Origin of the sequence: Streptomyces sp. NBC_00122, assembly GCF_045160845.1 — a bacterium.
Classification (GTDB): Bacteria; Actinomycetota; Actinomycetes; order Streptomycetales; family Streptomycetaceae; genus Streptomyces.
Genome location: NZ_CP108191.1, coordinates 1,258,223 through 1,272,187, shown reverse-complemented (window position 1 = coordinate 1,272,187; position 13,965 = coordinate 1,258,223). Strand labels below are relative to the sequence as shown.

The 13,965-nt window shown below is 71.4% G+C and carries 11 protein-coding genes; 10 read left to right on the top strand and 1 reads right to left on the bottom strand.

All coding sequences use genetic code 11. The features are described from left to right. The first annotated feature begins 35 nt into the window (after positions 1-35). A complete protein-coding gene (locus OG737_RS06035) occupies positions 36-467 on the top strand; it encodes a Rieske (2Fe-2S) protein (protein WP_328925090.1) in 432 nt (143 codons plus the stop codon). 15 nt (positions 468-482) lie between these two features. On the opposite strand, the gene OG737_RS06030 is transcribed toward OG737_RS06035, so the two are convergent. Then, entirely contained in the window at positions 483-1,433 is a 951-nt protein-coding gene (locus OG737_RS06030) for a hypothetical protein (protein WP_405921257.1), read from the bottom strand. 229 nt (positions 1,434-1,662) lie between these two features. On the opposite strand from OG737_RS06030, the gene OG737_RS06025 reads away from it, so the two are divergent. The 9 genes from OG737_RS06025 to OG737_RS05985 all read left to right on the top strand — a co-directional run bounded on the left by OG737_RS06025 (position 1,663) and on the right by OG737_RS05985 (position 13,965). Next, positions 1,663-2,304: a papain-like cysteine protease family protein gene (locus OG737_RS06025; RefSeq protein ID WP_328925088.1), complete on the top strand. Its 642-nt coding sequence runs from the start codon at positions 1,663-1,665 to the stop codon at positions 2,302-2,304. 5 nt (positions 2,305-2,309) lie between these two features. After that, positions 2,310-3,107 carry a hypothetical protein gene (locus tag OG737_RS06020; protein ID WP_328930230.1) on the top strand — a complete coding sequence of 266 codons (798 nt, stop codon included), beginning with the start codon at positions 2,310-2,312 and terminating at the stop codon, positions 3,105-3,107. A 130-nt stretch (positions 3,108-3,237) separates the two neighbouring features. Next, entirely contained in the window at positions 3,238-5,238 is a 2,001-nt protein-coding gene (gene uvrC / locus OG737_RS06015) for an excinuclease ABC subunit UvrC (RefSeq protein ID WP_328925087.1), read from the top strand. 61 nt (positions 5,239-5,299) lie between these two features. Continuing rightward, entirely contained in the window at positions 5,300-6,247 is a 948-nt protein-coding gene (rapZ, locus tag OG737_RS06010; RefSeq protein ID WP_030009073.1) for an RNase adapter RapZ, read from the top strand. Next, positions 6,244-7,299, top strand: coding sequence for a uridine diphosphate-N-acetylglucosamine-binding protein YvcK (yvcK, locus tag OG737_RS06005; RefSeq protein ID WP_328925086.1), 1,056 nt, complete (start codon positions 6,244-6,246; stop codon positions 7,297-7,299). Before rapZ ends, yvcK begins: the two co-directional genes overlap by 4 nt. Next, positions 7,290-8,285: a DNA-binding protein WhiA gene (whiA, locus tag OG737_RS06000; RefSeq protein ID WP_030009075.1), complete on the top strand. Its 996-nt coding sequence runs from the start codon at positions 7,290-7,292 to the stop codon at positions 8,283-8,285. The genes yvcK and whiA overlap by 10 nt, the downstream gene beginning before the upstream one ends. Before the next feature lie 139 nt (positions 8,286-8,424). Then, positions 8,425-11,397 carry a M14 family zinc carboxypeptidase gene (locus OG737_RS05995; RefSeq protein ID WP_405680077.1) on the top strand — a complete coding sequence of 991 codons (2,973 nt, stop codon included), beginning with the start codon at positions 8,425-8,427 and terminating at the stop codon, positions 11,395-11,397. Positions 11,398-11,607: 210 nt separating this feature from the next. Next, positions 11,608-12,615, top strand: coding sequence for a type I glyceraldehyde-3-phosphate dehydrogenase (gene gap, locus OG737_RS05990; protein ID WP_328925084.1), 1,008 nt, complete (start codon positions 11,608-11,610; stop codon positions 12,613-12,615). A 138-nt stretch (positions 12,616-12,753) separates the two neighbouring features. Beyond that, positions 12,754-13,965, top strand: a complete 1,212-nt coding sequence (locus tag OG737_RS05985; protein WP_405921256.1) for a phosphoglycerate kinase — start codon at positions 12,754-12,756, stop codon at positions 13,963-13,965.

Below are 13,965 nucleotides of genomic sequence, written 5' to 3'. Positions count from 1 at the left end.
GCGCCGTGCCCCGCCCGCTTCTCCAGGAGAGTTCCATGTCCGTGTCGCCGTCCCCCGCCCGCCGTACCGTGCTCAGGGGCGCCGCCGCGCTCGCGGGAGCGGCCGGCGCCGGAGCGGCACTCGCGGCCTGCTCCACCGAGAGCCGTACCGGCGGGAACACTCCCGCGACGCCCACCGCCCCGGTGGAGCTGGGAGCCGCGGCCGAGGTCCCGGTCGGCGGGGCGAAACTGTACCGGGAGCGGAAGCTGATCGTCAGCTGCCCGGCGGAGGGCGAATACAAGGCGTTCAGCGCCCAGTGCACGCACGCCGGCTGCGTACTGGACAAGATCGTCGAAGGTGAGGGCAACTGCCCCTGCCACGGCAGCCGCTTCGACGTGGCGACCGGCAAGGTGCTGCGCGGCCCGGCCACCGACCCGCTGCCCGCGGTCCCCGTCAAGGCGGAGAACGGCAAGCTCGTCGCGGGCTGACCGGGAGCGGGCCGGTCAGTCCCAGTCCCAGACGATCCCGAGGATCCCGCGCCGTACCGCCTGCTCCACCAGGTGCACCGCCCGGTGGCCGCCGCTCGGCGTGAGGTCCGCGAGGCCGGTGCGCGCGGCCTTCGGCCCGCTGCGCGCGAAGCGGCGGCAGCGCACCGGCAGGGCGGACTCGTCGAAGCGGACCTGGAGCATGTACTGGCCGCCCGCGTAGCTGAAGCCGCGCACGTACTCGCCGCTGCGGACGCCCGTGCCGTCCTCGATGCCGTAGCCGAAGACGTACGTGTCCCCGCGCCGCAACCGGGCGTCGAAGAGCAGCTCCGCGACCACCACCCCGGCCTCCGGGTGGCACCGCACACGGCCCGTGCGGCAGTTCTCGTACGCCGTCACGCTGATCCGGGACACGTCGCAGCCCGGATCGCCGTGGTGGACGGCGACGTAGCGGTCGACCCCGTCCCGGTGGGCCCGGACGATCTGCTGCGACTCGCGGGCCAGCATCTCGCCCGCCGGGCCGATGCGGACCCGCTCGTGGTGGGCGAGCGTGTGCAGTCCGCCGTCCGACGGGAGTTCCATCCCGTCCAGCAGCTGCTCCACCGTCCCGCCGACGCTGAACAGGGCCCGGTACGAGCGGGCGGCCGGGCGGGCGGGCCCGGGGGCGGGTTCCGGGGCGAGGAGCAGCCGGACGAGGGCCCCGTCGGGCAGCTCCAGGATCTGCTCCAGGGCCGTCACGGCCCGCAGGGACTCGGCGTGCCGCGGCCGCCGGGCGCCCTGCTGCCAGTAGCTGAGGCTGGTGACACCGACCTTGATCCCCCGGGCCGCGAGCCGGTGCTGGACCCGGTGCAGGGGAAGTCCACGCGCGGCGAGGGCGGCGCGCAGGGCGAGGTGGAAGGGGCCGCCGCGCAGCAGCCGGCTGAGTTCTGCCGCGTCGGCCGAGTCCGCCGTGTCCCCGGTCGGCCGCATGGCGCCTCCTCTGTGAACGTTCACGCGCGCGGGCACCGTGGATCGCGTCGGCGGCTCTGCCGGACCAGATGAAACGACAGTCACCATTCACACCGCAGCCCCACCGTTCACACGGCGGTGTCACCGCGTATTGAAGCGGGTTGACCTGATCCGGACAACACCCTGATGCTCCTCCACAGCGTCCGGACGCGCTCCTCCACCCCCACATCCCCGCCTCGGGAGGAACGCGATGCGCAACAGAATCCGGCGGCATTCCCCAGCCGCCGTCATCTCCGCCCTGCTCCTCGCCCTGTCCCTCGGTGCCGGCACCGCCGCCGCCGCCGATACCACCGCTGCCGGTACCAGCGCCGCCGCCGGTACCGCCGCCGCCCCGGCCGAAAGCGCCGCCCTCGCGTACAAGCGCCTGAACATCACCATGCAGGCGCAGGAGAAGACCAACTGGTGCTGGGCCGCGGGCGGCAACACCATCGCCACCTGGTTCGGCCGCAACTACAGCCAGAACCAGTTCTGCAATGCCGCCTTCAACCGCCAGCAGGGCTACGACTGCCCCAACAACCAGGCCACCCTCGGCAACGTCCAGACCGGGCTGCGCTGGGCGGGCATCAGCCCCGGCTCGTACGTGACCGGCTGGCTCCAGTACTCCACCGTCCAGACCGAGATCAACGCCAACCGGCCGATCGAGACCCGGATCCAGTGGTCGGGCGGAGGTGGCCACATGCACGTGATCTACGGCTACGACACCGCCAGCAGCTGGGTCTACTGGGGCGACCCGTGGCCCTCAAGCGACCGCTACAACTGGGCCTCGCACGCCTGGTACGTGGACAACAGCACCTTCTCCTGGACCCACTCCCTCTACCGGATCGGGGCGTGAGCGCCATGACCCTGCGCGCCACCGCCACCGCCGCCACCGTGGTCCTCGCGGCCACCGCCCTCCTCGGCCTCGCCCCGCAGGCCGTCGCCGCCCCCGTGCCGCAGCCCCAGGCCGCCACGGCCGAGAACCGGGCGGCCGCCGCGCAGGTGGCCGCCGCCCCCGACAGCACGGCCACGCTCTCCCGCTTCTTCGCCCGGGAGGGCAAGGTCTCGCCGGCAGCCGCGCAGCCCCGGATAGAGGGGGAGGCGATACCGGTCAGCTACCTCTCCCCGGAGTTCGTCGCGGGCAAGGCGGGGGCGCCCGTCGCCCGCCTGGAGTTCCTCGCCAGCAAGGCGGTCTCCTCCGACGGGCAGCAGGCCGCGCTGTGGACCGCGCGGACGGAGGCCGGCTGGCAGGTCGTGAACATCGCCACCGGCGACGACGAATTCCGCTACGCGCAGCTGGGCGCCGCGAAGCTGCCCGGAGGGACCGTGTTCCGGGAGCCGCAGATCGACGCCTGGTACGTGGCCGGGGGCAGCAGGGTGCTGCCGCTGGACGAGGACGCGGTGCGGGCCGTGGGCGCCGGGGGGACGAGCCTGGGCGCGTACCGGGCTCGGGTCGCCGAGGCGTACGGGGACAAGCTCCCCGGCTCGGCCTATGCCAAGGGGGGCGGGGCCGGTGGTTTCGCGGCTTCCCCGGAGCCCGACGCGACGCGGACGGCGACGGCGACGCTGACGCTGACGGCCGCGGCCGCCGGGGCGATCGTGCTGGGCGGGGCCGGGGCGCTGGCCCTGCGCCGCCGCCGCGTCGCCGCCGAGGCGTAGCCCCCGCGCCCGCAGGCCCCTGGCTTCCGCCGGAGGCCAGGGGCCAGGCCCCGCGGCGCGGACCGCCCGGGCCCCGGCCGGAGGCGACGGGTACGGTCCGTTGTCAGCCCGCGCCAGTAGGGTGGTTGGCATGGCCGACCCTTCCAGCTACCGCCCCAAGCCGGGACAGATCCCCGACTCCCCGGGGGTCTACAGATTCCGCGACGAGCACCGCCGGGTGATCTACGTCGGGAAGGCCAAGAGCCTGCGCCAGCGCCTGGCCAGTTACTTCCAGGACCTCGCCGGGCTGCACCCCCGTACCGCCACCATGGTGACCACCGCCGCCTCCGTCGAGTGGACGGTCGTCTCCACCGAGGTCGAGGCGCTCCAACTGGAGTACTCCTGGATCAAGGAGTACGACCCGCGGTTCAACGTCAAGTACCGCGACGACAAGAGCTACCCCTCCCTCGCCGTCACCCTCGACGAGGAGTACCCGCGGGTCCAGGTCATGCGCGGGCCGAAGAAGAAGGGCGTGCGCTACTTCGGTCCGTACGGGCACGCCTGGGCCATCCGCGAGACCGTCGACCTGATGCTCCGCGTGTTCCCGGTACGGACCTGCTCCGCGGGAGTGTTCAAGCGCTCCGCGCAGATCGGCCGGCCCTGCCTGCTCGGCTACATCGGCAAGTGCTCCGCGCCCTGCGTCGGCCGGGTCACCCCCGAGGAGCACCGCGAACTGGCCGAGGACTTCTGCGACTTCATGGCCGGCCGGACCGGGACGTACCTCTCCCGCCTGGAGCAGGAGATGCACGAGGCCGCAGAGGAGATGGAGTACGAGAAGGCTGCCCGGCTGCGCGACGACATCGGGGCGCTGCGCCGCGCCATGGAGAAGAATGCGGTCGTCCTCGCCGACGCCACCGACGCCGACCTCATCGCGGTCGCCGAGGACGAGCTCGAAGCCGCCGTGCAGATCTTCCACGTACGCGGCGGCAGGGTCCGCGGCCAGCGCGGCTGGGTCACCGACAAGGTCGAGGCCGTCGACACCGCCGGACTCGTCGAGCACGCCCTCCAGCAGCTGTACGGGGAGGAGAAGGGCGAGGCCGTCCCCAAGGAGGTGCTCGTCCCGGCGCTCCCCGAGGACACGCCCACGCTGAGCCAGTGGCTCGCCGAGCGGCGCGGGTCGCAGGTCAGCCTGCGCATACCGCAGCGCGGCGACAAGAAGGCCCTCATGGAGACCGTCCACCGCAACGCGCAGCAGTCCCTCGCCCTGCACAAGACCAAGCGCGCCAGCGACCTGACCACCCGCTCCCGGGCCCTGGAGGAGATCGCCGAGGCCCTGGAGCTGGACAGCGCGCCGCTGCGCATCGAGTGCTTCGACATCTCGCACCTCCAGGGCGACGACGTGGTCGCCTCCATGGTCGTCTTCGAGGACGGGCTGGCGAGGAAGAGCGAGTACCGGCGCTTCCAGATCAAATCCTTCGAGGGGCAGGACGACGTCCGCTCCATGCACGAGGTCGTCTCCCGGCGCTTCCGCCGCTACCTCCAGGAGAAGCTGAAGACCGGGGAGTGGGAACCGGAGGAGGGCGACGGCGCGTCGCCCGACGAGGACGGGCGGCCCAGGCGCTTCGCGTACCCGCCGCAGCTCGTCGTGGTCGACGGCGGGCAGCCGCAGGTCGCCGCCGCCAAGCGGGCCCTGGAGGAGCTCGGGGTCGACGACGTGGCCGTGTGCGGCCTGGCCAAGCGGCTGGAGGAGGTCTGGCTGCCCGGCGAGGACGACCCGGTGGTGCTGCCCCGCACCAGCGAGGGCCTCTACCTGCTCCAGCGGGTACGTGACGAAGCCCACCGGTTCGCCATCCAGTACCAGCGCAACAAGCGCGGAAAGCGGCTCAAGGCGGGCCCGCTGGACGAGGTGCCCGGGCTGGGCGAGACGCGCAAGCAGGCCCTGGTCAAACACTTCGGTTCGGTGAAGAAGCTGAGACAGGCGACAATCGACCAGATCTGCGAGGTCCCCGGCATAGGCCGCAAGACGGCGGAGACCGTGGCCGCGGCCCTCGCCCGGGCGGTTCCCGCTGGTCCTGCCGTCAACACGGCCACAGGAGAGATCATTGAGGATGAGAACCCCGCCCCCGCGGGCGGGGGCTCCTCCCAGCGGTAGCTGGGTGGGGGCACCTCCCAGCGTCAGCTGGGGGAACATCGTCCGAACGGGGGACCGAGCAATGACCGAGCACGAGACCGCGCACGACCGAGACGGAGCACAGGTGAGTACGGGCACGACAGTGGAGCCCGGCGAGACCGCCGAGGCGGCCATCCCCGAGCTGGTGATCATCTCCGGCATGTCCGGGGCCGGCCGCAGTACGGCGGCCAAGTGTCTGGAGGACCTCGGCTGGTTCGTCGTCGACAACCTTCCGCCCGCGCTGATCCCCACCATGGTGGAGCTCGGCGCCCGCTCCCAGGGCAACGTGGCGCGCATCGCCGTCGTCGTCGACGTCCGCGGCCGCCAGTTCTTCGACGCCCTGCGCGAGTCCCTCGCCGACCTCGACAGCAAGGGCGTCACCCGCCGCATCGTCTTCCTGGAGTCCTCCGACGACGCGCTGGTCCGCCGCTTCGAATCGGTCCGCCGCCCGCACCCGCTCCAGGGCGACGGGCGCATCACCGACGGCATCGCCGCCGAGCGCGACCTGCTGCGCGAGCTGCGCGGCGACGCCGACCTGGTGATCGACACCTCCAGCCTGAACGTGCACGAGCTGCGCGCCAAGATGGACGCGCAGTTCGCCGGGGACGAGGAGCCCGAGCTGCGGGCCACCGTCATGTCCTTCGGCTACAAGTACGGCCTCCCCGTCGACGCCGACCTCGTCGTCGACTGCCGCTTCATCCCCAACCCGCACTGGGTGCCGGAGCTGCGCCCCTTCACCGGGCTCAACGAGGAGGTGTCGGGGTACGTCTTCAGCCAGCCCGGCGCCAAGGAGTTCCTCGACCGCTACACCGAGCTGCTCCAGCTCATCGCCACCGGCTACCGCCGCGAGGGCAAGAGGTACGTGACCATCGCGGTCGGGTGCACGGGCGGCAAGCACCGCAGCGTGGCCATGTCCGAGAAGCTCGCCGCCCGCCTCGCCTCCGAGGGAGTCGAGACCGTCGTAGTCCACCGGGACATGGGGCGCGAGTGACCGCACGGACCCCGCGGCTGAGCCGCCTGCGCCGCCTTGCCCCCTCCCGGGGCGAGGACGGTGCACGCCGTTCCGGCCGACGGCGCGGCACCGCGCCCAAGGTGGTCGCGCTGGGCGGCGGCCAGGGCCTGTCGGCCTCCCTCGCAGCCCTGCGCCGGATCACCGGTGACCTCACCGCCGTGGTCACCGTCGCCGACGACGGCGGATCCAGCGGCCGGCTCCGGGAGGAGCTCGGCGTGCTGCCGCCCGGCGACCTGCGCAAGGCGCTGGCCGCGCTGTGCGGGGACGACGACTGGGGCCAGACCTGGGCCCGCGTCATCCAGCACCGCTTCCAGTCCGAGGGCGACCTGCACGGGCACGCCGTCGGCAACCTGCTGATCGTCGCCCTGTGGGAACAGCTCGGCGACCCCGTCCAGGCCCTCGACCTGGTCGGCAAGCTGCTCGGCGCGCAAGGCCGCGTCCTGCCGATGTCGGCCGTGCCGCTGGAGCTCCAGGCCCTGGTCAGGGGCCACGACCCGGCGCGCCCCGAGGACGTCGACACCGTCCGCGGGCAGGCCACCGTCGCCCTCACCCCCGGCGAGGTGCTCTCCGTGCAGGTCGTGCCCGGCGACCCGCCGGCCGTGCCGGAGGCCGTCGCGGCCGTCCTGGACGCCGACTGGGTGGTGCTCGGTCCGGGGTCCTGGTTCTCCTCCGTGATTCCCCACCTGCTGGTGCCGGAACTGCTGGACGCACTGGTCGAAACGAAGGCCCGCAGGGTCCTCTCGCTGAACCTCGCGCCGCAGCCCGGCGAAACAGAGGGCTTCTCTCCGCAGCGTCATTTGGAGGTTTTGGCCCGACACGCCCCTAAACTCGCCCTGGACGTGGTGCTGGCCGACGAGGCCGCCGTGCCCGACCGCGAGTCCCTGGCCGATGCCGCAAAACGGTTCGGTGCCGCGGTCGAGCTGGCGCCGGTGGCCAGGGAAGACGGCTCTCCGAAGCATGATCCGGAGCTGCTCGCCGCCGCGTACGACCGTATTTTTCGGATGCATGGAAGGATCGGCCCATGGCGATGACGCCCGCGGTGAAGGATGAGATCTCCCGCCTCCCCGTCACCCGGACCTGCTGCAGGAAGGCGGAGGTCTCGGCGATCCTTCGGTTCGCGGGCGGGCTGCACCTGGTGAGCGGCCGCATCGTCATCGAGGCGGAGCTGGACACCGGGATCGCCGCCCGCCGGCTGCGCAAGGACATCCTGGAGATCTTCGGCCACTCCTCGGACCTGGTGGTCATGGCTCCGGGCGGACTGCGCCGCGGCAGCCGCTACGTGGTCCGGGTCGTGGCCGGCGGCGACCAGCTGGCGCGCCAGACGGGCCTCGTGGACGGCCGCGGACGGCCCATCCGGGGTCTCCCGCCCCAGGTGGTCTCCGGTGCCACCTGCGACGCCGAGGCGGCCTGGCGCGGCGCCTTCCTGGCCCACGGCTCGCTGACCGAGCCGGGCCGGTCCTCCTCCCTGGAGGTCACCTGCCCCGGTCCGGAGGCCGCCCTGGCCCTGGTGGGCGCCGCCCGCAGGCTCTCCATCGCCGCCAAGGCGCGCGAGGTACGCGGAGTCGACCGGGTCGTGGTCCGTGACGGCGACGCGATCGGCGCGCTGCTGACCCGGCTCGGCGCGCACGAGTCGGTGCTGGCCTGGGAGGAGCGGCGGATGCGGCGCGAGGTGCGCGCCACCGCCAACCGCCTCGCCAACTTCGACGACGCCAACCTGCGCCGCTCGGCGCGGGCCGCGGTGGCCGCCGGAGCCCGCGTCCAGCGCGCGCTGGAGATCCTCGGCGAGGAGGTCCCCGAGCACCTCGCCGCGGCCGGCCGGCTGCGCATGGAGCACAAGCAGGCCTCCCTGGAGGAGCTCGGCGCGCTCGCCGACCCGCCGCTGACCAAGGACGCCGTCGCGGGCCGGATCCGCCGTCTGCTGGCGATGGCCGACAAGCGGGCCCAGGACCTCGGCATCCCGGGTACGGAGTCCAACCTCGACCTCAGCGAGGAGATGGCCGACAACATGGCCGGTTAGTCGAGAAGCCGTACGTCAAAGGGACCCACGCGATCACCCGCGCGGGTCCCTTTCCCGTAGGCCCCATTGACATGAGCATGGGCCGGTCTTGAGGCTGGCGTCCGAACGCTTTCGTGGCAGACGACGCCCAGGGGGGCACATGAGGCACCGCGCGAGATCGATCCTCGCCGCAAGCGCACTCGTCTTCGGAACCACACTTGCCGTACTGCCCGGCGCGGCGCAGGCCCAGCCAGGTTCCATGGCCACATCCGATGCCGCATCCGATGCCGACGTGCGGGTCTACGACGCCGACATCACCCGGGAGCAGGTCCCGCTCGTCCTCGCGGCCGGCCAGGACGCCCACGAGCTCGGCAAGCAGGTCCCGCAGACCGGCACCGCCCGCGTCGAGCTCTTCCTCACCGGCGCCCAGGCCGGGGAGCTGACCGCCCAGGGCGTCAAGCTCACCGAGCACAAGGTCCCGGCCGAGGGCCTGGCCCGAGCCAAGGCCGCCGGGGACGGCGTGTTCCGCCCGTACAGCGGCAAGGGCGGCCTCCAGGAGGAGATCCTGCGGACCGCCCAGCAGAACCCGGCGCTCACCAAGGTCGTCTCCATCGGCAAGACCGTCCAGGGCAAGGACATCCTCGCCCTCAAGGTCAGCAAGAACGCCAGGAAGACCAAGGACGGCGACAAGCCGTCCGTGCTCTACATGTCCAACCAGCACGCCCGTGAGTGGATCACCCCCGAGATGACCCGGCGGCTGATGCACCACACCCTCGACAACTACGGCAAGGACCCGCGCATCACCAGCCTCGTGGACTCCACGGAGCTGTGGTTCCTGCTCTCGGCCAACCCCGACGGGTACGACTACACGCACGCGCCCGGCGGCGAGCGGCTGTGGCGCAAGAACCTGCGCGACAACAACGGCGACGGCAAGATCACCACCGGCGACGGGGTCGACCTCAACCGGAACTTCGCCTTCAAGTGGGGTTACGACAACGAGGGTTCCTCGCCCAGCCAGGCGAGCGAGACCTACCGCGGCCCCAAGGCGTCCTCCGAGCCCGAGACCGCCGCCCTCGACGCCTTCGAGAAGCGCATCGGCTTCGAGTACGCCGTCAACTACCACTCCGCCGCCGAGCTGCTGCTCTACGGCGTGGGCTGGCAGGTGGCCACCCCCACCCCCGACGACATCGCCTACAAGGCGCTCGCCGGCACCCCGGAGAACCCCGCCGTCCCCGGCTACTACCCCCAGGTCTCCTCCGAGCTCTACACCACCAACGGCGAGGCCGACGGCCACGCCTCCAACGTCAACGGCGTCATGATGTTCACGCCGGAGATGACCACCTGCCAGACGGCCTCCGCGAGCGACCCGAACGACCAGTGGAAGCCCGAGGACTGCGCCTCCGGCTTCAACTTCCCGGACGACGAGAAGCTCATCCAGGCGGAGTTCGCCAAGAACGTCTCCTTCGCCCTCTCGGTCGGCGAGAGCGCCGCGCACCCGGACCGGCCGGCGTCCTCCGTGGGCCTGAAGGCCGCCGACTTCACGCTCGACCCCTTCACCACCTCCTACGTCGCCCGCGGCGAGGACCAGACGGTCGCCGTCACGGCCCGCAAGGCGCTGAAGGACAAGGAGCTCAACTTCAGGATCAACGGCGGCCGCACGCACGACGAGGACCTCAAGGCCTGGAAGGGCGGCGACGTCTACGGCGGCGACGACAACAACTGGTTCGACGAGTACCGGGCCAAGGTGGACGGCGCCAGGCCCGGCGACAAGGTCGAGGTCTGGTTCACCGGCCGCGACCGCTCCTCCGGCAAGACGGTCTCCAGCGAGCACTTCACGTACACGGTGGCCGAGCGGCCGCGCGCGGACGTGCTGGTGATCGCGGAGGAGGGCGCCAAGGCCCAGCACGCCCAGGCCTACGTCGACGCCCTGCGGGCCAACGGCAGGTCCGCCGCGGTCTGGGACGTCGCCACCCAGGGCGTCCCGCACCACCTCGGCGTGCTGTCCCACTTCGGTACGGCCGTCCACTACACCGGCGCCAAGACGCCCGGCGGCGACACCCAGCTGGCGGTGCGCGACTTCCTGAACGAGGGCGGCAAGCTGATCGAGGCCGGTGAGCTGGCGGGCGGCAACGCCCAGGTCGGCCGCGCCGTGACCAACGACTTCAGCCAGTACTGGCTCGGCGCGTACGGCCGTACCAGCACCCCCGGTGCCACCGGCTTCACCGGCGGAGGGCTGCTGAACGGCGCGAAGGGCGGCCTCGGCGACGCCGCGGGCAACCCGCTGAACGCCCCCGGCTCCTACACCGTGACCTCCGAGACCCTGGCTCCTGCGCAGTTCCCGCAGTTCAAGAGCGCGCAGGCGGGCCAGTTCACCGGCGTCGTGAACCCGTACGCCCCCTACGCGGGCACCTCGATGGCCTCGGCCCTCCACGAGGACGACGACTGGAAGCGGCTGGTCCGCACGGTCGACCTGACCAAGGTCACCGCCGCCGACAAGCCGCAGCTGGCGCTCGCGCTGAGCTGGAACACCGAGGAGGCCTACGACCACGCCGTGCTGGAGGCGCACACGGTGGGCGGGGACGACTGGACCACCCTGCCGGACGCGGGCGGCCTGAGCAGCACGGCCGTTCCCGAGGAGTGCGGGGCCGGGTTCTTCGTCAACGGCCATCCGTTCCTGCGCCATTACCTCACCCTGGACGGCGGCAGCTGCACCTCCAAGGGCACCAGCGGCGCGTGGAACAGCTTCACGGGCTCCTCCGGCGGCTGGAAGCAGGTCTCCTTCGACCTGAGCGCCTACGCGGGCAAGACCGTCGAGGTCTCGCTCTCCTACATCACCGACGGAGGCTCCGGCGGCCGCGGCGTCTTCGCGGACGAGGCACGCCTGAAGGTCGGCGGCGCGGACCAGGCCGTGGAGGGGTTCGAGACCTCCCTCGGCGCCTGGACCGCCCAGGGCGCTCCTGTGGGAAGCCCTGAAGTTCCCGGCGACTGGACCCGGACCGGAGAGCTCTACAAGTCCTATGCCGCGGTCACTACGCGTGACACCGTACTGCTCGGCTTCGGCCTGGAACACCTGCCGGCCCCCGCGGACCGCGCGCTACTCGTCGGTAAGGCGCTGCGAGCGCTGAACCGCTGATCAGCGGCCCTCCCGGCACTCACCCTGAGTGACGGCGCACAAGGTCCCGAGGTCCCGTGCCGGAGCTTCCGGAGCCGGACCTCGGGGCGTGTCAGGCTCCGACCGATGTCACCCAAAAGCTCACGGAGAGGTAGGGTCGTAAGCGGTCGGGGACATCCCATTTACAGCTCGCCGGCGCTCTTACCGGCGCACCAACGAGGAGATCGGTTCGTGACGATCCGCGTAGGCATCAACGGTTTTGGCCGAATTGGCCGCAACTACTTCCGGGCGCTCCTTGAGCAGGGAGCGGACATCGAGATCGTCGGTGTCAACGACCTGACTGACAACGCCACCCTGGTGCACCTGCTCAAGTACGACACGATCCTGGGCCGCCTCAAGCACGAGGTCTCCCACACCGCCGACACCATCACGGTCGGCGGCAACACCTTCAAGACCTTCGCCGAGCGTGACCCCGCGAACCTCCCCTGGGGTGAGCTGGGCGCCGACATCGTCATCGAGTCGACCGGCATCTTCACCAAGAAGGCCGACGCCGCCAAGCACATCGCGGCCGGCGCGAAGAAGGTCCTCATCTCGGCTCCGGCCAAGGACGAGGACATCACGATCGTGATGGGCGTCAACCAGGACAAGTACGACGCGGCCAACCACCACGTCATCTCCAACGCCTCCTGCACCACCAACTGCGTGGCGCCGATGGCCAAGGTCCTCGACGAGAACTTCGGCATCGTCAAGGGCATGATGACGACGGTCCACGCGTACACGAACGACCAGCGCATCCTGGACTTCCCGCACTCGGACCTGCGCCGCGCCCGCGCCGCCGCCGAGAACATCATCCCGACCTCGACCGGTGCCGCCAAGGCCACCGCGCTGGTCCTCCCGCAGCTCAAGGGCAAGCTGGACGGCATCGCCATGCGCGTCCCGGTCCCGACCGGCTCGGTCACGGACCTGGTCCTGGAGCTCTCCCGCGAGACCACCGTGGAAGAGATCAACGCCGCCTTCCAGAAGGCCGCGGAGGGCCAGCTCAAGGGCATCCTCGACTACACCGAGGACGCGATCGTCTCTTCCGACATCGTGAACTGGCCCGCGTCCTGCACCTTCGACTCCTCCCTGACGATGGTCCAGGAAGGGACGCAGGTTAAGGTCGTCGGCTGGTACGACAACGAGTGGGGCTACTCCAACCGTCTCGTCGACCTCACGGTCTTCGTCGGTGGCCAGCTCTAAGGTCGCCCGGTTCTAGGTAAGGCACCACGGTGTGAGCACAGGGTCCGGGCAGCGCGACGAAGCGCCGCACGGGCCCTGTTGCTTGCTCGTTCTCCCTTCCTCGCCCTTCGAGCGAAGGGCACAAAGGAGTAGAAACACATGAAGACGATCGACGAACTGCTCGCCGAGGGCGTCAAGGGCAAGCGGGTCTTCGTCCGCGCGGACCTCAACGTCCCGCTGGCCGGGGGCACCATCACCGACGACGGCCGCATCCGCGCCGTCCAGCCCACGATCGCGAAGCTCGCCGCCTCCGGCGCCCGCGTCATCGTGGCCTCGCACCTGGGCCGCCCCAAGGGCGCCCCGGACTCGGCCTTCTCGCTGGCCCCGGCAGCCGCCCGGCTCGGCGAACTGCTCGGTGCGGACGTGGCGTTCGCCACCGACACCGTCGGCGACTCCGCCAAGGAGACCGTCGCCGCCCTCGTCGACGGCCAGGTCGCCGTCATCGAGAACCTGCGCTTCAACGCCGGTGAGACCGCGAAGGACGACGCCGAGCGCGGCGCCTTCGCGGACCAGCTCGCGGAGCTCGCCGACGTCTACGTCGGCGACGGCTTCGGTGCCGTCCACCGCAAGCACGCCTCGGTCTTCGACCTCCCCGCGCGCCTCCCGCACGCGGCCGGCTCCCTCATCGCCACCGAGGTCGGCGTCCTGAAGAAGCTGACGGCCGAGGTCAAGCGCCCGTACATCGTCATCCTCGGCGGCGCCAAGGTCTCCGACAAGCTCGCCGTCATCGACGAGCTGCTCGGCAAGGCCGACCGCATCCTGATCGGCGGCGGCATGGCGTACACCTTCCTCTACGCCAAGGGCTACGAGGTCGGCATCTCCCTGCTCCAGAAGGACCAGGTGGACACCGTCAAGGAGTACATGGCGCGCGCCGAGAAGAGCGGCGTCGAGCTGGTCCTCCCGGTCGACGTCCTGGTCTCCGCCGACTTCCCGGACCTGAAGACCAAGGCCCCGGCCGTCTTCGAGACCGTCGACGCGGACAAGATCCCCGCCGACAAGGAGGGTCTGGACATCGGTCCCAAGACCCGTGAGCTGTACGCGTCGAAGATCGCCGACGCCGAGACCGTCTTCTGGAACGGTCCCGTGGGCGTCTTCGAGCACCCCGACTACGCCGGAGGCACCCGCGCGATCGCGCAGGCCCTCGTCGACAGCAGCGCGTTCACCGTGGTCGGCGGCGGCGACTCCGCCGCGGCCGTGCGTACGCTCGGCTTCGACGAGAACGCTTTCGGCCACATCTCGACCGGTGGCGGCGCCTCCCTCGAATACCTCGAGGGCAAGACGCTCCCCGGCATCGCCGCACTGGAGGTCTGA